Origin of the sequence: Virgibacillus sp. Bac330 (assembly GCF_003667845.1) — a bacterium.
In the GTDB taxonomy this organism is placed as follows: Bacteria; Bacillota; Bacilli; order Bacillales; family Amphibacillaceae; genus Virgibacillus; species Virgibacillus chiguensis.
The window spans coordinates 506,193-530,890 of record NZ_CP033048.1; the positions used below are offsets into that span (position 1 = coordinate 506,193).

General features: G+C 36.6%; 23 protein-coding genes and 2 riboswitches. Of the genes, 19 read left to right on the plus strand and 4 right to left on the minus strand.

Annotated features, from left to right (window positions below; translation table 11 throughout):
* The first annotated feature begins 354 nt into the window (after positions 1-354).
* From D9780_RS02255 to D9780_RS02285, 7 genes are all read left to right on the plus strand, one after another.
* The gene (locus D9780_RS02255) at positions 355-885 is read left to right on the plus strand and encodes a GNAT family N-acetyltransferase (protein WP_121639137.1); all 531 of its coding nucleotides are present in this window, start codon (positions 355-357) and stop codon (positions 883-885) included.
* 186 nt (positions 886-1,071) lie between these two features.
* Positions 1,072-1,263, plus strand: coding sequence for a hypothetical protein (locus D9780_RS02260; RefSeq protein WP_121639138.1), 192 nt, complete (start codon positions 1,072-1,074; stop codon positions 1,261-1,263).
* Between the two features lie 1,028 nt (positions 1,264-2,291).
* Complete coding sequence (locus D9780_RS02265) at positions 2,292-3,092, plus strand: GNAT family N-acetyltransferase (RefSeq protein ID WP_121639139.1); 801 nt, start codon at positions 2,292-2,294, stop codon at positions 3,090-3,092.
* 455 nt (positions 3,093-3,547) lie between these two features.
* Complete coding sequence (gene codB, locus D9780_RS02270) at positions 3,548-4,816, plus strand: cytosine permease (protein WP_073006664.1); 1,269 nt, start codon at positions 3,548-3,550, stop codon at positions 4,814-4,816.
* 2 nt (positions 4,817-4,818) lie between these two features.
* On the plus strand, positions 4,819-6,084 hold the full coding sequence (locus D9780_RS02275; RefSeq protein ID WP_121639140.1) for a cytosine deaminase: 1,266 nt from the start codon (positions 4,819-4,821) through the stop codon (positions 6,082-6,084).
* A gap of 385 nt (positions 6,085-6,469) precedes the next feature.
* Positions 6,470-6,580, plus strand: a riboswitch (TPP riboswitch).
* 348 nt (positions 6,581-6,928) lie between these two features.
* Positions 6,929-8,278, plus strand: coding sequence for a PTS galactitol transporter subunit IIC (locus D9780_RS02280; RefSeq protein WP_121639141.1), 1,350 nt, complete (start codon positions 6,929-6,931; stop codon positions 8,276-8,278).
* 1 nt (position 8,279) lies between these two features.
* A complete protein-coding gene (locus D9780_RS02285; RefSeq protein WP_121639142.1) occupies positions 8,280-8,564 on the plus strand; it encodes a PTS sugar transporter subunit IIB in 285 nt (94 codons plus the stop codon).
* A 239-nt stretch (positions 8,565-8,803) separates the two neighbouring features.
* Here D9780_RS02285 and D9780_RS02290 read toward each other — a convergent pair whose 3' ends face one another.
* Positions 8,804-10,414 (minus strand): amidase family protein, encoded by a 1,611-nt coding sequence (locus D9780_RS02290; RefSeq protein WP_121639143.1) that lies wholly within the window; start codon positions 10,412-10,414, stop codon positions 8,804-8,806.
* A 306-nt stretch (positions 10,415-10,720) separates the two neighbouring features.
* Here D9780_RS02290 and D9780_RS02295 point away from each other — a divergent pair, with 306 nt between their 5' ends.
* From D9780_RS02295 to D9780_RS02320, 6 genes are all read left to right on the plus strand, one after another.
* Entirely contained in the window at positions 10,721-11,440 is a 720-nt protein-coding gene (locus D9780_RS02295) for a GntR family transcriptional regulator (RefSeq protein ID WP_073006671.1), read from the plus strand.
* A gap of 409 nt (positions 11,441-11,849) precedes the next feature.
* Positions 11,850-12,170, plus strand: a complete 321-nt coding sequence (locus D9780_RS02300; RefSeq protein ID WP_121639144.1) for a (2Fe-2S)-binding protein — start codon at positions 11,850-11,852, stop codon at positions 12,168-12,170.
* Positions 12,160-13,233, plus strand: a complete 1,074-nt coding sequence (locus D9780_RS02305; RefSeq protein WP_121639145.1) for an NAD(P)/FAD-dependent oxidoreductase — start codon at positions 12,160-12,162, stop codon at positions 13,231-13,233. The genes D9780_RS02300 and D9780_RS02305 overlap by 11 nt, the downstream gene beginning before the upstream one ends.
* Before the next feature lie 24 nt (positions 13,234-13,257).
* The gene (locus D9780_RS02310; protein WP_121639146.1) at positions 13,258-13,575 is read left to right on the plus strand and encodes a (2Fe-2S)-binding protein; all 318 of its coding nucleotides are present in this window, start codon (positions 13,258-13,260) and stop codon (positions 13,573-13,575) included.
* Between the two features lie 3 nt (positions 13,576-13,578).
* Positions 13,579-14,676, plus strand: coding sequence for an NAD(P)/FAD-dependent oxidoreductase (locus D9780_RS02315; protein ID WP_116278254.1), 1,098 nt, complete (start codon positions 13,579-13,581; stop codon positions 14,674-14,676).
* A gap of 157 nt (positions 14,677-14,833) precedes the next feature.
* Complete coding sequence (locus D9780_RS02320) at positions 14,834-16,261, plus strand: sodium:solute symporter family protein (protein WP_121639147.1); 1,428 nt, start codon at positions 14,834-14,836, stop codon at positions 16,259-16,261.
* Between the two features lie 198 nt (positions 16,262-16,459).
* Here D9780_RS02320 and D9780_RS02325 read toward each other — a convergent pair whose 3' ends face one another.
* Together D9780_RS02325 and D9780_RS02330 are read right to left on the minus strand one after the other, a co-directional pair.
* A complete protein-coding gene (locus D9780_RS02325) occupies positions 16,460-17,047 on the minus strand; it encodes an SCO family protein (RefSeq protein ID WP_240458766.1) in 588 nt (195 codons plus the stop codon).
* A 461-nt stretch (positions 17,048-17,508) separates the two neighbouring features.
* Positions 17,509-18,174, minus strand: coding sequence for an HAD family hydrolase (locus tag D9780_RS02330; protein ID WP_121639149.1), 666 nt, complete (start codon positions 18,172-18,174; stop codon positions 17,509-17,511).
* Positions 18,175-18,453: 279 nt separating this feature from the next.
* Here D9780_RS02330 and D9780_RS02335 point away from each other — a divergent pair, with 279 nt between their 5' ends.
* Positions 18,454-19,353, plus strand: a complete 900-nt coding sequence (locus D9780_RS02335) for an acetamidase/formamidase family protein (RefSeq protein WP_121639150.1) — start codon at positions 18,454-18,456, stop codon at positions 19,351-19,353.
* A 128-nt stretch (positions 19,354-19,481) separates the two neighbouring features.
* On the opposite strand, the gene D9780_RS02340 is transcribed toward D9780_RS02335, so the two are convergent.
* Positions 19,482-19,943, minus strand: coding sequence for a DinB family protein (locus D9780_RS02340; RefSeq protein ID WP_121639151.1), 462 nt, complete (start codon positions 19,941-19,943; stop codon positions 19,482-19,484).
* A gap of 285 nt (positions 19,944-20,228) precedes the next feature.
* A riboswitch (TPP riboswitch) is annotated at positions 20,229-20,339 on the plus strand.
* Between the two features lie 489 nt (positions 20,340-20,828).
* Between D9780_RS02340 and D9780_RS02345 the strand changes: the two genes are divergently transcribed.
* The 5 genes from D9780_RS02345 (at position 20,829) to D9780_RS02365 (ending at position 24,688) form a co-directional block, all read left to right on the plus strand.
* Positions 20,829-21,440: a thiamine phosphate synthase gene (locus D9780_RS02345; RefSeq protein WP_162985765.1), complete on the plus strand. Its 612-nt coding sequence runs from the start codon at positions 20,829-20,831 to the stop codon at positions 21,438-21,440.
* Positions 21,424-22,533, plus strand: a complete 1,110-nt coding sequence (thiO, locus tag D9780_RS02350; protein WP_121639153.1) for a glycine oxidase ThiO — start codon at positions 21,424-21,426, stop codon at positions 22,531-22,533. The genes D9780_RS02345 and thiO overlap by 17 nt, the downstream gene beginning before the upstream one ends.
* Before the next feature lie 166 nt (positions 22,534-22,699).
* Entirely contained in the window at positions 22,700-22,903 is a 204-nt protein-coding gene (gene thiS / locus D9780_RS02355; protein WP_121639154.1) for a sulfur carrier protein ThiS, read from the plus strand.
* A 4-nt stretch (positions 22,904-22,907) separates the two neighbouring features.
* Entirely contained in the window at positions 22,908-23,672 is a 765-nt protein-coding gene (locus D9780_RS02360; RefSeq protein ID WP_073006694.1) for a thiazole synthase, read from the plus strand.
* Entirely contained in the window at positions 23,669-24,688 is a 1,020-nt protein-coding gene (locus D9780_RS02365) for a ThiF family adenylyltransferase (RefSeq protein ID WP_371413699.1), read from the plus strand. Before D9780_RS02360 ends, D9780_RS02365 begins: the two co-directional genes overlap by 4 nt.
* The last annotated feature ends 10 nt before the right edge of the window (positions 24,689-24,698 follow it).

Genomic DNA, 24,698 nt, shown 5'->3' on the forward strand with positions numbered 1-24,698 from the left:
CTTCAATGTTTCTCATTTCTAATCTTAATTAGCATATCGAAAGCTTAGGGATAGAGTTGCTAAGGACTATCTTTTGAATAAATATGTCGAATTTTGACGAAATTCCCCCTTAAACTTACCATCTTTAAGAAGTATTATATTATTATGCGAATTCAAACATTTAATATTAAAGAATTAAGACGTTTTAAAAAGGGCATCGAGAGACTCGGGATATTTTAAAATTGCAGTTTAATATCAAATTCATCTAAATATGGTACTTTGCGGATTTGAAATAGCAAACACAATTCAATTGAGTTGGAAAAAGAGACTGGATAAACGTTTTTTAAAAACTAAATTTTTGAGGAGAATAATTACATGTTTCCAAAATTAGAAACAGATAGACTTATTCTAAGAGAAATTACTTATGATGATGTAGAGAGGGTTTTTGCTTGTTTTTCAAATCAGGAAGTAATACGCCACTATGGTCAAGACCCTTTACAGAAAATTGATCAGGCTAGAGGTTTTATAGATTTTTTTGCTAAAAGTTTTGAGGAAAAAAAAGGTATGCGATGGGGAATCGAAATAAAAGGTGAAAAGGGCTTGATTGGAACTATTGGCTTCAACGCTTGGTCACCTAAGCATAAACGAGCGGAAATAGGTTATGAAATTCATCCTGATTATTGGAGAAAAGGATATATGGCTGAAGCAGTAGAAAAAATTCTTTCCTATGGTTCCGATACTTTAGGTTTAACAAGAATTGGAGCAGTAGTTTTTCTTGAAAATGAGGCATCAAATAACTTATTGACAAAAATGGGTTTCAAACAGGAAGGTATTTTGAAAAATTATATGTATCAAAATGGCGAAGCATACGACACATTTGTTTATGGATATCTTCCACAAAAATAAATCTAAGAAAATTATTTTAAAAAGTTATAATATTATGAAATATTATAAGGAATAGACGTATAAGGCTAACTAATCCAAAAGATTCATCTCACATTAATATTGAAGATTATAATTTAGCAGATTCAAAGCTATATAGTGATTACGATGTACTACATATAATAGTTATTACGTAACAACTATCAAGTTTTGTTTAAGGCATTAAACAAAAGCTATCAGCAACCTTCTTCATTTTTCGGTATGTTTGATGACCCAACAGATGCGGAAAAAGAAGCGAGCGAGCTAAACCGATGTCATATGGAGAGAATTCAAACGAGCATTGAAGCAACGAGAAAAAAGCAGGAACGTAATATGGACGAGTTATGGGATTTATATAAATAAATATAAATAAATATAGTTATATATTTAAATGTGCACGGCGCAGGTAGAATGCAACAGAAATGATGCAAATGTATAAATATATTAAAACAATTATTGTATAAAAAGTTGCATTTACTAAGGGATTACAAGACAAGATACAAATTTCAAATTTTTTATATTTACATGCAATAGAAATCCTAGGAAGTATACAGATTATAAACCATTAACTGGAATTTTATATTCCACTATTGCTTTTTATTCTTGTCTAATTTTTCAGCAATAGCATACAATATTGTCTGAACAAAAACCATTCCCATTAAAACCCAAAAAGCATTCCTAATACCAACAGTAACATTAAGAAATATCATAATTAAATATACACAGAGAAATAAATATTTAACGTTTTTAGCGTACATATATAATTTTCCTCCAATCAAAAGAGAGTGTAAAATATTGTTTTTGCTGTAAATATTAATTATATACAAGAAATTAGTAATTTAATAAAATTTTTTATCTCCTCGCTATCTAATTATACAAAAATCTAAGTATATTCAGCTTGACATGGAGATAGGCAGATGTGATAGATGAAATTTGAAAGTTTTATTGGCTTCCTCTAAAAAATACTATAAAAATAAAAATAGTTTATACACTTATATCAAATGATTGTAAAAACTGTGCTAATAGGAATTTTTATGATTCTTGCTTGCACAGTTTTTATCTGCAACGTTATTCTTTAACTCTGCTAGTTACTTATTGATGAAACAATGGTATTGTGGTAAATTAAGTTCTAACTAAGTTATGGTAAGATGATTTGAAGTTGATCCTCAATTCGAAATAAGAAACAATATTCACAATGTTCAATCTGATTTGGAGGAAGTAGTACTTGCCGGTTGAATGTAGTATTTCTATGGGCGATAGTATTTATAATAAAAGAAATTTTAAACTTATTTTACTACTGAATGAATAGTGCAGTTAATGATTTTATTATAATATTGATGCAATAAACAAGTAATAAGTGGGAATATGAAAGTGCGGAGGAGTTGCCTAGCATGCTCGATAACGTCATTATTAAACAACTAACATCTCTAGAAGAATTATATGAAATGCAAACATTGGAAAAATCCGTATGGAGTATTACACCAACTCCAATCCCTCAAACGTATACAACATTAAATCATGGTGGTATTTTACTTGGTGCCTATATGGAAAAACAAATGGTTGGTTTTATTTACAGTTTTCCAGGGTTTGATGGGAAGGACAATTATCTTTGCTCGCATATGCTCGGAATTTTACCTGCATATCGAAAATCAGGTTTGGGAGTAAAAATGAAGCTTCGCCAAGCTGAAATTGCTAAGGAACATGGCTATACGATGATGACGTGGACGTTTGACCCTTTAGAAAGTGTCAATGCTTATTTGAACCTTCATAAACTTGGTGCTAGAGGTATGAAATATAAAGAAAATCATTATGGAGATATTGGTGGCAAGTTAAACAACGGATTACCAACAGATCGTATTCAAGTAGAATGGCATTTTAATGAACAACGAGCTACTTGTACCCCATCTCTCAAAGAAGAATACGTACTTCTGCAATCTTCACAAGATGCTGAACCGTTTGTGACGAAGCCTTTATCCCAAATTGAAAAAAGTAGAAAGCGTGGTTACTTTGTTGCTGTACCAGCAAATTTTCAAACTCTGAAACAAAAAGAATACCCACTTGCTTTAAAGTGGCGCTTACAATCGAGAAAGGTTTTTCAATCCTTGTTTGCAAATGGCTTTGTGGCAAAAGATTTGCTTCGTTTTAATGACACTATCAATTATTATTACTTTGCGAAAGGTAGAGCGCTATAAGACGATGAAGCGTCATTTTATTTGAGTTAGATTTACTTGAATGTTTATTTTAAACTGATGTAGGAAGGCTTGGTGTGGTAGTTATTTCTTGCAGGGGTCTAATATGCTATAAGTATGCTTCATATTGAGAAATCTTTCATTAGTATAAACAAGTGATAGAAACAAATGGAGAAGTATGGAGAGGTGAACAAAAATAATCGTTACTAGCTTTGCTTGACGAAGTCTCTACTTTTTGTCATAATAAATCTAATCAAATATGGTACCTTTAATTCAGTCCTGTGAGGCTGACAAGGAAAGCGGATCTGTTGATAGAGTTATGAACAAGTGGCAATACAACCCCTTTATGGGACAGCTTGTATTAAACCTATTAACGGAAAGGGCTTCTTGTCACATTGACAGGGAGCCTTTTTTTTAGTTCCTTTCTGTTCTTGGTACCAAACCAGGAGGAAAAGAGAATGAAAAACATCGACACAGAATTTTCACTAACAGCAGTACCTTCATCTTATCGCAATGGTTTTTGGAAAACACTTGTTGTTATGCTAGGACTCACTTTTTTCTCGGCAAGCATGTGGTCTGGTGGAGAATTAGGTCAAGGTCTTTCTTTCATACAGTTTATGGCAATTGTTCTTACGGGGAATTTTATTCTTGGAGCATATACTGGGTTACTAGCTTATATGGCAGCAAAAACAGGCTTATCTACACATTTGCTGGCTCGCTATGCCTTTGGAGAGAAAGGATCTTATCTTGCTTCTTTTTTACTAGCCTTTACACAAATTGGTTGGTTCGGTGTTGGAACAGCGATGTTTGCCATACCTGTACAAAAAGTGACAGGAATTGATATCTATATTCTTATTGGTATTGCGGGTATATTGATGACTTTTACCGCTTTTTTCGGCATGAAGGCTTTGGCTATTATTAGCTTTATTGCGGTACCGCTAATCGCTCTTCTCGGAGGAACTTCCGTATTAAAAGCAACAGAAAGTCTAGGTGGAGTACAAGTTTTATTGCAATACGAACCAGCTGAAACGATGAGTTTGGCTGTCGCACTTACAATCTGCATTGGTTCTTTTATAAGCGCAGGAACTTTAACACCTGATTTCACCAGATTTGCGCGAAAAAAACGTTCGGCAGTAGTTGCGACTGTGGTTGCTTTTTTCATCGGGAACACATTCATGTTTTTATTTGGAGCTGTAGGTTCTGTGGCAACGGGGCAAGCAGATATTTCTGAAGTTATGTTTATGCAAAATCTTATTTTACCTGCCATTATTGTTTTAGGGTTAAATATATGGACAACGAATGATAATGCCTTGTATGCATCAGGGCTTGGACTTTCTAACATTACGAAAATAGCAAAGCATAAAATTGTCATTTTTAATGGAATTATTGGTACATTAGGGGCCATGTGGTTATACAACAATTTTGTTGGCTTCTTAACGATTCTCGGTTCTGCTTTACCACCAATTGGAGCCATTTTGTTAGCTGATTTTTTCATTCTTCGCCGCGGCCATTATCGAGCTTTCCATGAAATGACATTTACCGCTATCAATTGGATTGCCCTTTTTGCTTGGGGAACAGGGATTGCTGCAGCAACTTTATTACCAGGTATCCCACCAATGAATGCGTTAATAGGTGCTGCAGTTACCCATGTTGTTGTTACGAAGCTTGTTGCTAGTGCAAAGGAAAAAGAAGTTATTCTAACCAATACAGAAAAGGTGGGGCAGTAAAAGTGATTATAAAAAATGCTAGATTACGCAATAAATCTGGGTTATGGGATATTAGTGTGACAGAAAAAACAATTACGTCTATTTCCCCTGCTAAGCAGCAGCATATAGGGGAAGTTCTTGACGTTACTGGTTCCTTAGTATTTCCTCCATTTATCGAACCTCATATTCATCTTGATACAACACTAACCGCAGGAGAGCCAAAATGGAATGAGAGTGGCACGTTATTTGAAGGCATTCAACGTTGGTCAGAGAGGAAGCAATCGTTAACGTATGAAGATGTGAAAGATAGAGCTACGCAAGCTTTGAAATGGCAAATTGCCCAAGGTATTCAGCATGTGCGCACCCATGTCGATGTAACTGATCCAAAGCTAACAGCACTACGAGCACTGCTAGAATTGAAGGAAGAAATGGCGGATTTTGTGAGCTTGCAACTAGTTGCTTTCCCACAAGAAGGTATTTTATCCTATCCGAATGGAAAAGAATTGTTGGAAGAAGCTTTGAAGTTAGGTGCAGATGTAGTCGGAGGAATTCCGCATTTTGAATTCACCAGGGGATATGGTGTGGAGTCGTTAAAAATTGCCTTCGATCTTGCTGAAAAATATGATCGATTAATTGACATTCATTGTGATGAAATCGATGATGAGCAATCTCGATTTGTAGAAGTAGTGGCGAAAGAAGCATATGAGCGGGGGCTAGGGCCCAGAGTAACTGCCAGTCATACAACAGCAATGGGATCTTATAATGATGCGTATGCTTATAAATTGTTTCGTTTATTAGAGATGTCAGAGATCAACTTTGTATCCAACCCACTTGTTAATATCCATTTGCAAGGGCGATTTGACTCTTATCCAAAACGTCGTGGTTTAACGAGAGTGAAGGAGTTATTAGAAGCAGGTATGAACGTATGTTTCGGTCATGATGATATCTTTGATCCTTGGTATCCGCTTGGCACAGGAAATATGCTTCAAGTACTTCATATGGGAGTTCACGTCGCTCAATTATTAGGGTACGAGCAAATTGTTGACTCAATGGATCTAATTACAACAAACAGTGCTAAAACAATGCATGTTGAACAAGAGTATGGTATAGAAGTTGGAAAACCAGCTAACTTCATCGTTTTGGGCGCAGAAAATACGTATGAAGCGATTCGTAAACAAGCTGTTGTCATGTATTCCATTCGCAATGGCAAGGTTGTTGCAAAAACGAAACCAAGTGAAACAAAGATACATGTAGGAACAGAGGAATATGTGGATTTTACTAGAAAATAAATAAGTGAAATGGAAAAACCTGCTGGATTTGTCCAGCAGGTTTTTAAAAGATAAGAAAGCATAAAAATTTGATGCTATGGCGTAACCTAATAACCGAATGGCCCCGTCATACTCCAGCACCCAACAACTAGGCGGCTTCACTCCATTGCCCTAAGATAAATCGTCATCGGTTCGTGTTTAAGAGGAAGGCCGACTAAAAACGGGCTTGCCGGAGGGCGTCGGCATACTCCTGTTGCAGGAGCATGATTACTAAAACTTTCGTTGATTCGTTCCAGTCACTACGTTGCTAACAAGTCGCCCGGAGCCTTTGTTCATGAACATTGCTAAAAAAACTTGACACTTGCACGTGCCAACCGATATATTATCTATACAATTAAAAATGAAAATAGTTCACTAGGGGTGCCGTATTTGTGGCTGAGATCAACGTGTGACGTTGGGACTCTTTGAACCTGATCTGGCGTTATAAACCAGCGGAGGGAAGTGGCAGAAACTTTGATTCTAATAATGGTTTGGAGCAAATTGATTAGCTTAGAATTCGAATGCGATGTCACTTTTCCTCAGGGAAGAAAGTGGCATTTTTTATTGCGCAAAAATTTTAGGCTTTAAGGTCTAAGCGAAATGTAATCCTTTGCTATAGAAATTTATGGATAACTAAGCTTTCTATTCATGAGAACGTCTTAGCTCCTATTGAGCAAAACTCGTCATCTCATGAAATTCACTTTTACCATTGGTAGATAAAGAAGTAATTGCTACTGTTATGGGAGTCAGCTAGGGGGAAGTTACCATGTTACATACGTTATCGATGTTGTACATGCAATGAGATATTGGCATGGGGGGAGAAATAATGTCTGTTTTACAGTGGTTTGTTGACTTGGGAGCTAGTGTTATGCTTCCATTTGTAATTTTTATTTTTGCATTAGTTTTGCGCACAAAGGTGAGCAAAGCTGTTCGCTCTGGATTAATCGTTGGCATTGGTTTTATTGGTATTAATCTTGTTATCGGACTATTAGGTGACAGCTTAGGACCTGCAATTGAAGCTATGGTTGACAAATATGGTTTAGAGCTCACCATTATTGATGTTGGTTGGCCAGCAGCTGCAGCTATATCATATGGAACCGTTCTAGGCAGTTTGACGATTCCAATAGGTATTGCTATCAATTTACTTCTATTATCGATTGGATTTACTCGGACACTAAATATTGATATATGGAATTTTTGGCATACTTCTTTTACAGCCTCATTAGTTTTGGTGTTGACCAATCATTTCGCTATGGCTGTTGGAGTAATGATTGTTCATCATATAGTATTGCTTTTGCTTGGTGACTGGATTCAGAGGGATATCCAATCCTTTTATGGATTTAAACAGATTACTTTCCCGCATGGGGCTTCTGCTCCATCTTATATCGTAGCCAAACCTTTAAATTACGTATTTGATCGGATTCCTAAATTTAATAAGCTACAGGCAAATCAAGCGTCCATTCAAAAACATCTGGGTGTGTTTGGTGATACGACAGTAATGGGGGTGGTCATCGGTTTATTTATTGGTGTACTGGCAGGATATGACCTTAAAAATACGTTAACTTTAGCAATGCAGACAGGGGCAGTGCTTGTCTTATTACCACGTATGGTCGCTTTATTAATGGAAGGACTTGCACCTGTTTCAGAAGCCGCTGGAAATTATATGAAGCAACGTTTTCCAAAGAGAAATTTATATATTGGAATGGATAGTGCTTTAGCGGTGGGGCATCCAGCCGTTTTATCAGCTTCTTTGTTATTAGTGCCCATCACACTGTTGTTAGCTGTGATATTACCAGGTAATAAAGTGTTACCTTTTACAGACTTAGCGACGATTCCTTTTCTTATTGCTTTAATGGTACCTGTTTTTAAAGGTAATATAATTCGGACAGTTATTGGTGGAGCTTTTTATATTGGCATTGGTCTTTATATTGCAACTTGGGTTGCTCCTTTAGTAACAACGACAGCGATAAGTGCCGATTTTAATATGGAAAATTACGCGACGATTTCTTCGCTTGTAGATGGTGCAGTGTGGACAACTTTTCCTTTCATTTGGTTACCGGGAAGAATGCAGTGGTTTAGCTTTATAGTTTTTGGGGCATTTATTATGGTTTTATTCATCTATGTTAACAGACGAAGTAGACACAAACATAAAAATAATTCCTATTGGAGGAAATAAAATGATTAAAATACTCGTAATTTGTGGTACTGGGGTCGCAACTTCTACAATGGTGAAAGAAAAAATACGTGAGTGGCTAGAAAAAGAAAAGCTCATACATCAAGTATCGCTTTTTCAATCTAGTGTAGCAGAAGCAGTAAATCAATATGATACGTATGATATTGTTATCTCAACGACTATTGTACCTGATGAAATGAAAGATTACGTGATTGACGGCACGCCATTTATATCGGGATTAGGGGGAGAGGAAATGTATCAAATAATTCGTGAAAAAGTATTTAGCTGAGAATAGAATTATGCTGAACAAATCGTACAGTTTATTGTACAAGCAGAACTACAGCTTACGTTTTGAGAATGGGCGATCAGTCTTGTCTTTTTTAAGCTTAAACAAACGATGCGGTTGGAAGGAAGTCTCACGTATGGAGTACTCCCTTCCAAACATATATCATCGTTTGGCGATAAAAACACTACTATCATTATTGTAGAAGTGGGTATTTTGTTGCTCTTATTACGCAAGTAACTCAGTTACAACTTAGGAGCCTTACGATTTTTTGTCTTTTGTTCATAAGCGTAGCCAATTTGAAATAGATCTTGTTCTAGAAATGGTTTGGTGATAAAAGTAGCTCCAACTGGTTCACCATTATCGTCGTACCCTGCAGGAACAGTTAATTCAGGATATCCTGCAATTGCGGATAGTAATACATGCTCATTATTTATCATAACGAGAGCGTTTAGTCCTTTTTCCACTAAATATTTGTCTAATTGCTTTTTGGAATTATTTTGGCTAGACTGTAAAATAGCTTCAAAGTCTTTTTTGGTTAAAGAGGAGTCTTCAGATTGCTTTAATAATCCTTGTCCATATTTTATTCTCCGTTCCTTGTCTTTTTCATTGTATTGAATGATATCCTGTAACGATTTAACAGGTGTTGTTTTCTGTTGTTCAAGATAATCATTCAAGTCCTTTTTAAAGTCATATTTTATGATCGAAACATTTTCAATTCCTTCATAATCCATTTTTATATTGTCTACTAAAGTTGCTCCAGCAGCTTTTAAGTCCTGCTTGATTTTTTTAGCTACCGCTTGTTTTCTCTTATCTTGGTCTTCTACAGAATAAAGTATTCCAATTTTCTTTCCTCTTAGCCCATCTACTGATAAAGATTTTACGTCGAAGCTAGCTTCTTGAATTTTCTTCTCTTTAGTTAAAGAATCTTTGCTATCATAACCAATCATAGCGTTAAATAAAATGGCAGTATCTTTTACCGTTCTTGCCATTGGCCCAGCCGTATCCAGTGTTTCAGACAAGGGGATAATTCCATGCCGACTTACTAGCCCTAGAGAAGGACGTAAACCTACAATAGATTGTTTGGCAGCAGGCGCAATAATGGAGCCTGTCGTTTCTGTTCCAATAGCAAGAGGTGCAAAATTAGCTGCAGTTACCGTTGCAGATCCAGAACTGGAACCGTCGGTATTAAATTCAAGTGGTCCATATGGATTCAAATTTTGTCCTTTTTTGCCACTGTATCCATTAGGCGCTTTCTGCGAGGTGAAATTTGCCCATTCTGACATGTTTCCTTTTCCTAAGATAAATGCACCTTGTTCTTTTAATTGATCTATAATATGTGCATCTGCATCAGCTATCCAGTCTTTAAGGACGTAGGAACCAGCGCTTGTAGGCATTACATGAGCAGTTTGGATATTATCTTTTACGATAATTGGGATGCCATATAAATCAGATTGTTTATGTTGGGCTCGATTTTGATCTAATTTTCTTGCTTCTTTAATGGCATGTGGGTTAATTTCTGTCACTGCATTTAAAGCAATACCATTCTGGTCATGTTGTTTAATGCGAAACAGGTAAATGGCGGTTAATTGTTCATAAGTTAATTCTCCATGTTTAATCATGTTTTGGATATCTTCTATGCTTGCATCAACTACCTTTGCTTCTTTTTGTTTAAGGATATTTCTATCAATATCTTGCAATTGTTTATCTATTGGTTCTATTACTCGCTCTTTATCGTAAATTATCCGTTCAGGATTTGCAGGGATAAATGTATGATACACGTAATATGCGCCTCCCCCTATGAAAAGTAGTACAATTCCTATTGTGACAAGGGCTATTTTTTTCCATTTTTTCATAAACTTCCTCCTGTTGTGAATTAGTTGTTTTGTTTAGTATTGCTCATTCGAGAATTTTTCATTTCAAAGTAAAAAATATTTACTTATGTCTTGTTTTAAGAAAAAATTCTTATTCATTTCCTCTTGTTGAAACAAACGGATTTTTTGATTATATCATAAGAATAAGAAAATAAAGGAATGTGAGGATATTGAAAGTGGAAGTATGGTTATCTGTTGCTTTTTTGTCTAATTAATGATAAAATTCTTTCAATTGAAATTTATTAAACCTATATTAGATTATAATATTATAATTTAAAGGAGTTAAAGATGTTAATAGATAAAGAATTATCAATCCCTTTATATAAACAAATAAAAGATTACATAGAAAGAAAAATAGAACAAGGTGAATGGAGTGCAGGCTATCAGCTTCCCACAGAGAAAGAACTGGCGGAACAATTTCATGTTAGTACCATTACTGTAAAGCGTGCCATACTAGATTTAGTAAATGATGGATCGTTATACAGGCAAAGCGGCAAGGGAACATTTGTAAGCACTCATATGGAATACGATTTGGCAAAATTAGTTACGATGCAAGATGGAAGTGCGAGAAACAATCATCCGCATAAGACGGTTGCGTTTTCCGTTACTCAAGTTGATAACAATATAGCTAAAATCCTACATTTACATAAAGGAAATAAAGTAATTAAGATTCACCGCCTTAAATTACAAAATAAAAAGCCAATAGTCATTGAATACTCCTATATAAATGAAAAGCTAGTTCCAATGCTAAAACAAGCAGAAATTGAGAACGATTTATTATATAATGTATTTTCCAAAAAGTATGGTCTCCAACTGGATAAAGCAAAAGTATACATATCTACTATGAAAGCGGCTGAAGAAGAAGCCCAATTATTAAATGTTGAAAAAGGCCACCCTTTATTTGTATTAGAACGTCATACAACTGTGAAAGAAAAAGAAGTTATCGAATATTCAAAAATGATTATGCTGTTTGAAGAAGCCCATTACTATTTAGAGGTTAAATTATGATATTGAATCGTAGAATATATGCTGCTATTGACTCCAAATTCGTTTAACAAGTTAGAGGTATATACAGGGAAAAATTAAAATACAGAATACAAGTGAAGATAACACCTATTACGTAATGTACGAACGTTTAGTAGGGGGAGAAAGCATCTCCTACTCCTTATAGATTTATTATAAAAAACAGCAGCTTTTTTCCATAAGAAATAAGGTAATAACTTTTAATTATGAGTTAACCATGGGCAAAAGGGGGGGAAGCGTGGGTGTAAGGTAAATGAATCATTGGCAATATACAGAAGGAAAGAATGCTTCAATATAAAGATATAATATTATAATATTATATCTTTATATATATAAATTTTCACGCGATTATTTTTTGAAAAGTTAAAACTTTTTTAGAGATGGAGGTATTATTATGCAATTAGAAAAACATCCAATTACAGGTAGGAAAGCAGGCAAAGAAATTCAATTTCTATTTAATGGAGAGCTTTTAAAAGCTAAAGAAGGTCAAACAGTGGCGGCAGCTTTAATGGCAAACGGGATTAAAGAATTTGGTAAAAGTAGAAAGTTATTACAGTCTAGAGGGCTATATTGTGCAACAGGACGCTGTACGAATTGTTTTGTAACCATTAATGGATTAGAGCATTCCATAAGTTGTACGACTGTATTAGAGGATGGCATGAAGGTGGAATCGAATAATGCGGATCCAACAAGGAGGGAACTAAATGAAAACTGATTTATTGATTGTTGGGGGTGGTCCGGCCGGATTGAGTGCGGCAATTCGTGGGGCAGCAAGTAATATAGATGTTACGCTGATTGACGAATCCTTTACTGTAGGTGGGCAATTGCGACAACAAATTCAACAAGTAGATTCCTTACCTAAAGGCTATTCGCCTTCACGAGGAGTAGAAATATTAGCAAAGTTAGAAAAAGAAGTTTTACATTCTGATGTAAAAATTTTGAATAATCATACTATGGTAGGCACTTATGAAAATGGTGAAGTTGGTGTTACGAATGGAACAGATACGTTTCCTATTAGGGCTAAAAAATATCTTTTTGCCCCGGGTGCTGCCGAAGAAGCAATTATCTTTCCGGGCTGGACACTTCCTGGGGTAATGACTGCAGGAGCTGTGCAAATTTTACTTCACCGGGAGCTCGTTTTGCCAGGTGAAGAAGCCCTTATCGTTGGTTCTAATGATTTTGCGCTGGAAACAGCGCAGCAGTTAATCGAATGTGGCATTAACATAAAAGGTATTGTGGAAAAGGGGGACAAGGTTATAAGCGAAAATGTTGGTTTACTTTCTTATTTGAATACATACCAAATCCCTATTTATTTACAAAGTAAAATTGAAATGGTTACAGGAAAAGGAGAGATAGAGTCAGTTATTGTCCAAACAAATGAGACACAATTAAAAATGAAGGTTGATCTTATTTGTACAGCAAGTACTTTTTCGCCAATTGTAGAGACCTTTCAACTCATGAATTGCCATTTAATATACAAACATGAGCTTGGTGGATGGATCCCTATATATAATCAAGGGTTTCAGACGACGAATGACTCTGTATATGTAGCAGGCAATGCTACAGGTGTTACTCATTTAGGAGCAATACTTTTGACAGGAGAAATTGCTGCTGTTCATGCTTTAGCGACTATGGGGAAAATTTCAAATGTGGATGATGTGTTAGATGAACTGTGGGAAGCATTATCATCTTTAGAGCAGGCAGAAAATATGCAGCGAAGATATGAAAATATTCAAGCGTATTATAAATTAAAGGGCTTGCCTCTGCCAAAAATTTAGAAGGAAAAAAGGGAGGAGTATTTTATGGATAATTCAACCATTGTTTGCCGATGTGAAGAAATCAATAAAGATGAAATCATTACTGCTATACAGTTAGGAGCGGAAACATTTGATGACGTAAAGCGTTTGACGAGATGTGGGATGGGGCCTTGTCAGTCAAAAATATGCTCAAATCTTGTTCGTGAAATCATTCATGAACAGACGGGGATAAGCTTATGTCAGTTAAAGCCGTCTAGAATGCGTGCACCACTTCGATTAATAAGGATGCAGACATTAGCTGATCATAGAACAGCTAACAAAGTGGCTTCCGTTCTTCAAGATTCTGAAGAAGGAGGAGTTTAGCAAATGAACAATAATTATGATGTAATCATAGTTGGTTGTGGGGTGATTGGTAGTAGTATTGCTTACCATTTGTCCGAACGTCAAAAGCATCGTGTGTTAGTAATTGATAAAGGGTTTCCACTGTCAGGAACGTCAGGTGCAACACAGGCATGGGTGTGGGTGCATAGTAAGACACCTTCTTGGTATGGAGAGTTGAGCATGTATAGTGCAGAACTATATCCGTTTTTAGAGCGGAAAATAGGGGATGTAGAATACAAGCGAACAGGTGGAATCGCCCCATTTTTTCATGAAGAGGACAGAAAAAATGCTGAACAGTTAGCGGAAAGTCAGGCTGAGGTTGGAATAGATATTGACGTGCTCAGCAGAGAAGCAGCGTTAAAAAAAGAACCGGCGCTTTCACCAGAAATTGTAGGAGCAACATTTAGCTCAATAGATGGGAATGTAAATCCTTTTCGTTTAGTGGAACTGTATATTAAAGCAGCCAAAAAACTTGGAGTGGATTTTTCTTTTTACAACCAAGTAGTCAATATGAAAAAACAAACAGACCAATATATTATAGAAACTAAAAAGGGAGAGTTTCGAGCACATAAAGTTATTATTGCCGCTGGTCCATGGTCTAAAGAACTTGGAGACATGCTTGATATACAAGTACCGATAAAGCAAGTTCGTGGACAAATATTAGTGACTGAACCATTAGCACCATTTTTAAAACATACCATTGGCGGTCTGAGACAGGCGGATAATGGGGAGGTGCTAATTGGCTATTCCAAAGAAGAAGTAGGGTATGATAAACGATCAACTGTAGATGTTTTGCAAGAAACCGCTAATATGGCCATTCATATGGTTCCATCTTTAGCCAATGTCAATGTCGTACGCTGTTTTGCTGGTATACGGGTAATGCCTTTGGATGAATATCCAATTATTGGTGAAATCCCTCAATTAGACAATGCTTACATAGCCGTTATGCATAGCGGTATTACGCTCTCTCCACTAGTGGGGACGCTGATGACTGAACTTATAGTTGATGGTGAAACTTCTATTGATTTGAATAGATACCATATGGGAAGATTTAGTCATTTATTAAGAAATAAGATGCTGTAAAACTCCCACTTTAACAATTGATGGTATAACAGCAAGTGGAAGAGGGATAAAACAGCGCTAGATTTTAAGATTAAATGTTAGGGATATAAGGGGAATAAATCGTTCGATTAATCTGTTTTAATGAAACGTTGATGGAGTTCATAAAAGGGGGAGAATTATGGAAGCGACATGGGCGATCATTATCGGATCGTTAATTATTTTAGGGATCGGATCAGCCATTTCGGTTTATGTGGGTAGAAAACAAAGTGGAAGTGAAAATTGGCTTGTTGGTGGTAGGTCTTTGCCAGTTTATGTTGTAGCTGGAAGTCAATTTGCTACAGGAATGGGGGGTGGGGTATTAGTCGCTCACATCGGAATAGGATATAGCGCAGGTTGGTCGGCTATTACGTACAATTTATTATATTCAATTGGGATTATTTTACTTGTGTTGCTTGCGGGATGGTTAAAAAAGCAAAAGTTCTCCACCTTACCAGATATTTTTAAAAAGCTGTATGGTAATAACAAAAAAATGTTAACAACAGTCACTTTATTGGCAGTTGTTGTACCATTTGGGTGGTTATGTACGCAATTAGTAGCATTTGCTAATTTATTTACTGAAATTACAGGAATCTCTTTTACTCTCTTAATTATTATTTTTGGGATCATTAGCCTTTGTTTTGTCTTACCAGGTGGACTTACGTCTGTTGCTTGGACGGATTTTATTTTTGGTTGTTTGATGTTGGCGGTTTCAATTGTGAGTGCGATTTATATGCTAAATATGAGTGGGGGATGGAGTAATATTGTTTCAAATGTACCACAAGAGATGATTGCTTTTCCAGAAGGGATGGGAGCTATAGGTGCATCAACTATTTTGCTTTGGACATTCGCTATTTTTCCTGGTGCACTAACGAATCAGATGTCTTACCAGCGTATTTACGCAGCGAAAAATATTAAAGTAGCTAAACAAGGATTTATAATCGCAGCTATAGTAGGGGTAGTATCAGGAGCTTGGGCGTCATTTATGGGCATCGCCATTTTGTCCCAGCAACCAGGGCTAGCTAATTCAGAGTTAGCGGCTGGGTGGTTTTTAACCCAAATTCCGACTTGGTTTTTAGCCATTTATGCTTCCTTTATTATTGCTACTATTATGTCTACAGTAAGTAGCGCTGTACAATCGGTAGTTGTAAATATTTCAAAGGATATCTATCAATCCTATGTAAACCCAGAAGTAAGTGAGCGAAAGCTTCTTTATATATCGCGATTGTTGTCTATATCAGTAGTTATTATAGCTGTTATGCTAGCAATATATTATCCGAGGGCTTTAGGATGGTTACAAGCTACATATGCTTATTCAGCCGCGGGTTTGTTGGTACCAATTTTTCTTGGTTTTCTGTTAAGAAATAAGTTTTCTCTTACTGCTAAAGGGGCTTTAGGTGGTATTTTATTTGGAATTATTGGAGCCGCTTCTGCGCAAATCATGGATACAGTTGTTCCGTATGCAGTTTATGGTATTGGTAGTTCGTTGATCGGTTTTATTGTAGCGCATTTTTTATTTAGAGGCGGTCAAGAAGTTGGAGAAGAACAAAAAGAGGTCTTTGCAGAATGAAATTTCTGAATTGAAATAATTATCATTCTAAATTTCATGAAAATTTTCTACTCGTTCATTTATTTGCAACATATTTTTCAAAAGAATATAGTAGTGTACGGTTTTAGAACTGGATTCGGTGGATGTAGTATGAAAAGAAGAAGCGATAATGGAGAGAGCCTAATCATATTATAAACTAGGCTCTTCTCTCTTTTTATATTATAAACCTAATTCTTTTAGATCATTAACCATGGTGTCGATACTATCAGCTTGCACACCATTGTATTTTTTAATGACTTCCCCTTCAGGGTTAACTAAGAAAAAGCTCGTACCATGTGTTACTTGATCGTTGCCTTCGGGAGGGGGAGCGACCATGCTCTTAAATGATTTGATAGAAAACTCTTTGATCTTCTCAAAATCATAGCCTGTTAGAAAGGTCCAATTATCTAAATCTGCTTGGTATTCTTTAGCGTATTCTTTTAATACGTCAGGTGTATCATATTCTGGATCGACACTGAAAGATACAAATTGAATATCCATATTTGCTTCATTTGTCTTTTGTTGTAACTTTGCTAGATTAGATGTCATCGGTAAGCATACGGTTGTACAATTTGTAAAAATAAAATCAGCAATCCAATAGTTCCCCTTCAAGTCCTCTAAAGAAAGTTTTTCGTTATCTTGCGTAGTATACGTAAAGTCCATTACTTCTTCTGACATATTTGGTTCAATCTTTTCTTCTGCTCCACCACAAGCTGTTAGAAAAGCAGTTAATACTAGCAAAGCAACCCCTATAAACTTTTTCATCATCAACTTCCTTCCCATCTTGTTACCCCACGTATATTTGATGTTTAAAAGGTTATTTTAGAGCTTCAAATTGAAGTGGTTTGTCTCTCCGTTCAAGAGTTGGAGGTCCGCTGAGCATGAGTGTAATTAGATAATAGCAGCACCTACATCCCCTTTATTCAAAGGCTTTGGTTCTATCATACCTTTGTAGTACGAACAATCCTAAAGTGATGAGAGAAAACTTCCAATAATAAAGATCATGCCATTTCTTTCCCACTTTTAACGCTTAAAAAACCTTCTAACATCTGTTCACAATTTAAAACATAGTTTAACAAAATTGTACCAAGTAAACACTTCCATCGCAATATGGATATGTGAAGGAAAAATGACAACTTGTAATCAATTTTGATATGGAAAGCTCGGTTCATTTGTAACGTATATTTCAGTTATCTATTATTTCGATACAGCAATTCCTACGGTGTTTTTTACACCGATTCTTGTGCAGTGAGTAGATCGCAGACTTCTACTAAACTATCTACTACTCGATACGTTTTGATGTACATTTCTTCATCAGGTTCAACTAAATCAGGTACTACTATACAATTTATGCCAGCTTGATAAGCAGCTCTTAAACCATTTGGTGAGTCTTCTAACACCATTGCCAATTCTCTGGTTACATTTGCGCGCTTACATGCTTCAAGGAAAATATCAGGATGAGGTTTTCCGCGCGTTACTTCATCCCCACTCATATAAAAGTCAAATCTAGCTTTCAAATTTGTCATCGTCAAATAGCGATCAATCGTTTCTAATGAACTAGAAGAGGCAACACATTTTTTAATCTTTTGTTCATCTAATATATCAAGAAGTTCTGGAACACCTTTCATTATTTTTAAGCCATCGTTTTTTAATATTTTCTCAGATTCATAGAGATAGTCTTCCTCTATAAGGTTAAAGGAAAATTTTTCTCCGTATACGCTTTTTAAGATTTTCTCATCTTCCTGGTTTCCAGCACCAATAATCTTACGGTATATGTCTAGCGTTAAGTTATACCCAGCATTTTTCATCGCCTTTTTTAAGGCTTGGAAGGCAATCCGTTCCGTGTCAAATAGTAAACCGTCCATATCAAAAATCATTAATTTTAATTGACTCATTGCATATCCTCCTAAATGAATGTAATATGTTTGTACTTTATTAGTACTGTTCTTAGTTAGTAACGAAAATATACAGTCGGAACTTCTGTTGAAAGTGCGTGTATTATTCTTTCAGCTTGATTATTAACGCACTTCAAGTATAGAAACCATGTTCATTATAGCAGTCATAAGAGCAACTAGCTAACATTTGGGTGAAAGGGAGGGGAAGAATAGTAGTATAATAAACTTAGCTAACATAGAAACGATATCACAAAGCTGTGAATTAGGAGGTATACACAAGTGAAAAGAATTGCGAAGGAAACCTATGTTTTGTCAATGTCACCAAAGAACAAGCCCGTAGAAACAGTTTTTTCAGGAGAAACAATTCTATTTGAAACGTACGATTGTTTTAGTAACGAAATGAAAAGTGAAGATGATTTATTCCACACCGTCGGGTGGGATAAAATTAATCCAGCGACAGGACCGTTGTTTGTGGAAGACGCCAGACTAGGAGATACATTAAAAGTGGATATATTGGATATTCAAATTGCTAACCAAGGCTTAATGTCCATCACACCAAAAATGGGGGCTTTAGCAGGTAGTTTTACTGATGAAAAAACAAAAATTATTTCTATACATGATGGGAAAGCTATTTTTAATGAAACTCTACAATTACCGATAAAACCTATGATTGGAGTTATTGGAACTGCTCCACTTGATGAAGATGTGCCAACAGGAACGCCAAAAGATCACGGTGGAAATATGGATTGTAAACGAATTGGAATAGGATCTTCCCTTTATTTACCGGTAAATGTAGAAGGGGCTCTTTTGGCAATGGGAGATGTACACGCAGTTATGGGAGATGGTGAGGTAGTTATTTGTGGATTAGAAATTGCTGCTGAAATTACAGTTAAAGTTAGCGTAATTAAAGGACAACCTTATCCACTTCCCTTTTTAGCTGATGACAAACACGTAATGACGATAGCGTCTCGTGAAACGCTAGATGAAGCTTCTAAGCAAGCAACGAAACATATGCATACTTTTCTTGTGAATATACTGAAAATGGAAGCGCATGAAGCAGCAATGTTTCTATCTGTGGGAGCAGATTTAAAAATTTGTCAAATTGTTGATCCGTTCATGACATCGCGAATGGAACTTCCAATGTGGGTACTGGATAAATACGGTTATCAACTACTGTAGAGAACAAGTTTTACGATTTCTATGTGAAGAAAAGGTGAAGTGAAGGAAAAATAAGCATATAAAAATGAATGGTCTTTATTGAGAGAAATGGTAGGGGGAAAACTCCCCTATCCCCCTACAAGTGCAAGTCATTTTCTTTTTGCAGCGATTAAATGAATTGTATGTATCTGACCAGTATGATGTGCTTCATGGAATGTAGCAACTTTTGCTAGTCCGCCGATTGTATCTTGCCCTAGAAAAGGTTTTTCCAATGGCGTAGCAAAATATTCCGCGTCCAGTTTCATAGCACGCTCCATTTGTTGTTGTAGTTTTTCTCTTAATTCTGTAAGGGATGGCACATTATTTGGCCAATCAGCAGGTTTTGTACCGTTTCCAAATAGAGAAATAAATTCCTCTGGTAAATGCTTTGTTTGGTTCGGGAAACCAAATAGAAATTGCTCCGCAACAGTTAAAATATGTCCGATATGCCAATGTACCGTATTATTTAGTTCGTCTAATTGTTCGTCAATTAGTGATTCATCTAGCTTATCTAGTTCAATAAACAGCATGTTACGATTCAACGCAAATTGTTCAATTAAATCTTTACTCATTTTTCATCCCCCTATTTGTTCAATTCGAGATTAGTATAACAGAGAAGTTATAAGATGAATAGTTTTATACCTATATATGTATAAGAAATGTTGTTTTGATTTTTTACATTGATTTCATTGTTACTGATACTACCGAAAGCGAATTGCGGATTTGACACTTAGAGTTATTAGACATGTTCCCAGTCTGGAGCCGAAGTTTTAAGTACTTTAAAGGTAATGGAAGGAAAATGCTGGACATATGGTTTTATGTGCTGTAAGGTAGAAGTTAATAAAATGATGAATATTTGAAATCGCTAGGGGTGCCATTTTTAATGGCTGAGATCAACGTGCAACGTTGGGACTCTTTGAACCTGAACTGGCTAACAAACCAGCGGAGGAAAGTGACTGTAAGACTATTTACTGTACATAGTCTTGCTTCTATATATGTGTATACATGTCACTTTTTCCGACGTTGGAGAAAGTGACATTTTTTTGTTCCGGTCTAGGAAATTATAAAATTTTAGCAGCTATGGGTAAACTAACTAAGTTATTTAGCCACGTCCGGCTCCAGCGCCTTCAACTAGGCGACTTCGCGAAATTGCCCTACGGGATAAGTCATCATCGGTTCGTTCTAAATAGGAAGGCCGACTAAAGACGGGCTTGCCGGAGGGCGCCGACATACTCCTGTTGCAGGAGCATGATTCCTAAAACTTTCGTTGATTCGTTCCAGTCGCTACGTTGCTAACCGGGCGCCCCGAGCCTTTGTTCCACTATAAGAAAATCCTTGGAACGCATAAGGTAGTCTCTATCATCATGAAAAGCATTCGCTTTTCATGTCAAGATGTGTTGTATAAAAAGCCTTCCATTTTTCCACAAAACTGGATTAAACGAATAGGAGGGGACCTAATGCAATTATATGCGGTAACGAATGGAGAAACGGAAGAGACAAAATTAATCAATACAATACTAGCAATTGCTCCTTTCGTAGATCACATCATTTTAAGAGAAAAACAGAAATCGAGATTCGAATATTTGCAATTTGTGCAGGTATTAATAAACGGCGGTGTTCCAAAAGAAGTACTTTGTATTCATACGCATGTTAAAATTCCGTTTTTAACGGGAGTAAATCAATTGCATTTACCTGAATACTGCACAAATATAGGGGAGATAAAGCGCTTATTTCCCTCTTTAAGGGTGGGGAGTTCTGTTCACTCTTTGGAAGCGGCAAAATATGCTGAAGATAATGGGGCAGACTATGTGATGTTTGGACATATTTATCAAACAAATAGTAAACCAGGCATAAAACCAAGAGGATTATACCAATTGGAACAAATCATTCATGCACTTACAATCCCAGTCATTGCAATTGGTGGGATAACAGGAGATAGAATATCCCATTTTAAAGATATTGGGGTAACAGGTGTTGCTGTCATGTCGGGGATTTTTAGTGCAACTTGTCCAAAAACAGCTGCTATGAGCCTACGTAAGGAGGTAGAGAAAATTGAAGGATCATTATGAAGTTGTCGTTGTTGGCGGTGGAATTATTGGTCATGCTGTTTCGTATCAATTAAATAAAAATAATGTAACTACCCTTGTTGTTGAAAAACAGCAAAGTGGAAGAAAGGCGACAAAAGCAGCTGCCGGAATGTTAGGTGTACATACGGAAAATAGTAATGCAAATGAGTTTTATAAATTTTGTCAATCTAGTAGAGATATGTATCAGGAATTAAATTGGGAATTGTATCAACTAACATCTATCGATATTCAGTTAGCTTCTGGAGGCATGGTGGAGCTCGCTTTTCATGAACAGGAAAAACAAGCAATAGAATTAAAGCGACAAGCTTTCCCAAATTTAGAATGGGTGGACCAAAGGCAACTGAAAGCATGGTATCCCATGTTAGGCAAAGAAGCGATTGCTGGCATTTACATGGAGACGGATGGGCACGTGGAACCCTCACGAGTTTGTGAAGCTTTTAAACAAGGGGCTATTGCAAAAGGAGGCAAGGTGAAAGAGGACTGTCATGTATGGAACATAAACCACGTTGGCAAAACTTTTCACTTGGATACAGATGAAGGTTTGATAACAGCTGAGCGCGTAGTAATTGCTACAGGGGCTGAGAGTGGGCGATGGTTTACAGCAATGGGGCTAGTTAATCCAATGATACCAGTAAAGGGGGAATGTTTATCCGTTATTTCTAGCGATATTCAGTTAAAACAGACACTCTTTTGTAAGGATTTTTACCTTGTACCAAAACGAGATGGTCGCTATGTTATTGGCGCAACTTCCGAACGTTACAATCAATCGTCCTATATTTCTGTGGGAGGAATTGAATCTTTGCTAACGCATTTTAATACTATTTTTCCATCCTTTCGTAATGCTAGGATAGATTCCTTTTTAACAGGTGTGCGACCTGGAACAGAAGATGGGATCCCTGTTATTGGAGAGCATCCTTATTTACCAGGTCTTTATTATGCTACTGGGCATTATCGAAATGGGGTATTGTTGGCACCTGCAACGGCGCAATTAATTGGTGACCTAATAATGAATCAAAGCCAAAAAAATATTGGAAACCTAGTGTCTCCCCAGCGTTTAGCGATGGTTAATAGCTAAAACTAGAAAGATATTTCCGAAGATACGCACTATTAAGTCGAAGATGTATTTTATAAAAAACTAGCTTCAGATCAAGTTTTTTTATGGGGAGCCTATGTTTTGCTAGGATGATGCATTCACATTTTTGGCTTTTTCTATATTGCTATAAAAGAGAGGAGGATATGGTGTGGAACTGCACGTGAATGGAGAGACATTGCATTTTGCCAAAGATACGATGACAATGCTTGATTTGTTAGAAGCTTATGACATCGAAGAAAAAGTAGCGGCAGTAGAAAAAAACAAAGAAATTATTCGCAAAACAGATTATTCACAGACGATTTTGGAAGACGGAGATAGAATTGAAATTGTTCATTTTGTAGGGGGAGGTTAAACCAATGTTACAAATTGGAGATAAAACATTTGCATCTAGATTACTGTTAGGAACCGGAAAATACCCCAGTTTTCAAGTGCAAAAAGAAGCGGTAAATGTATCGGAAGCAGAAATTCTAACCTTTGCTGTTAGAAGAATGAATATTTTTGACGCAAAAGAACCAAATTTATTGGAAGAATTAGATTTAAAGAAATATACCTTATTGCCGAATACAGCTGGAGCTAAAACGGCAGAAGAAGCAGTGCGGATCGCACGTTTAGCGAAAGCATCTGAACTCTGTGATATGATTAAGGTAGAGATAATTGGATGTGATAAAACATTATTACCCGACCCATTTGAAACAATGAAAGCATCTAAGCTGTTACTTGAGGAAGGTTTTACCGTTTTAACGTACACATCGGATGATGTCGTATTAGCAAGACAGTTAGAAGAAGCTGGTGTACATGCAGTCATGCCGGGCGCTTCTCCAATTGGCTCTGGGCAAGGAGTTGTAAATCCGCTAAATTTGCAATTTATTATTGAGCAATCGAATGTTCCTGTTATTGTTGATGCGGGGATTGGAGCAGCAAGTGATGCTAGTTATGCCATGGAATTAGGCGCTGACGGAATATTATTAAATACGGCTGTATCTGGAGCGGGTGATCCGGTTAAAATGGCAAAGGCGATGAAACTTGCGGTTGAATCAGGGCGATTAAGTTATGAAGCGGGAAGAATACCGAAAAAAACATATGCAACCAAAAGCAGTCCAGATACGGCGATGATAGAATGATAAAACAGCGTTACTCACGACAGGAGTTATTTGCTCCCATTGGAACAGAGGGTCAACAAAAACTAGCTAATAAGCATGTCGTTATTGTTGGAGCTGGTGCATTAGGTAGTGCAAATGGGGAAATGTTAGCTCGTGCTGGTGTTGGGAAAATCACCATCATTGACCGCGATTATGTGGAGTGGAGTAATTTAAGTAGACAACAGTTGTTTACAGAAGAAGATGCAGCGCACGCTCATACGAAAGCTAAAGCGGCATCTAGGCGGTTGCAAGCAATCAACACGTCCATTACAATTGAAGGAGTTGTTGAAGAATTTGCAGCCGAAACCGCAGAAGTATTCATGGAGGATGCTGATTTTGTAATTGATGGAACGGATAATTTCAATACGCGGTTTATTATTAATGATGCTTGTGCCAAATGGCGTGTACCTTGGGTATATGGAGGTTGTTTAACGAGTTATGGCATTGTTTTAGTCATTATGCCTGGAAAATCGCCTTGTCTACAATGTTTAATTGATCAAATTCCGCAGCAAGGGAGAACTTGTGATACGGTTGGAGTGATTGCTCCGGCTGTTCAAATTACCGCAGCATATCAAACGGCAGAATGCTTGAAATATTTAACCGGATACGAAATGTCGCAAGAACTGCTTAATTTTGATGTTTGGGAACGAAAGCATGTAGCAGTGAATGTAAGTCCGTTAATCAATCCATGTTGTCCGTCTTGCTCCGCGAAGGCAACGTACCCATTTTTAATGAAACAACAAGGAATACAGACAGCCGTTCTTTGCGGAAGGGACACGGTGCAAGTACGTCCTGCACAAACCAATACATTGTCTATTCCTGCCTTAGCAAAACAGTTAAAACCGTTTTCAGATTCGATGAAAGATAATGGGGAATTATTAATTTTCACGATTAAAAAAAACCGTTTTGTTGTGTTTCAAGATGGTAGAACTTTAATTCACGGTGTAAGTGACGTAGAACAAGCAAAAAAGTTATATCAGCGTTATATTGGAGCTTAAACGATAAGCC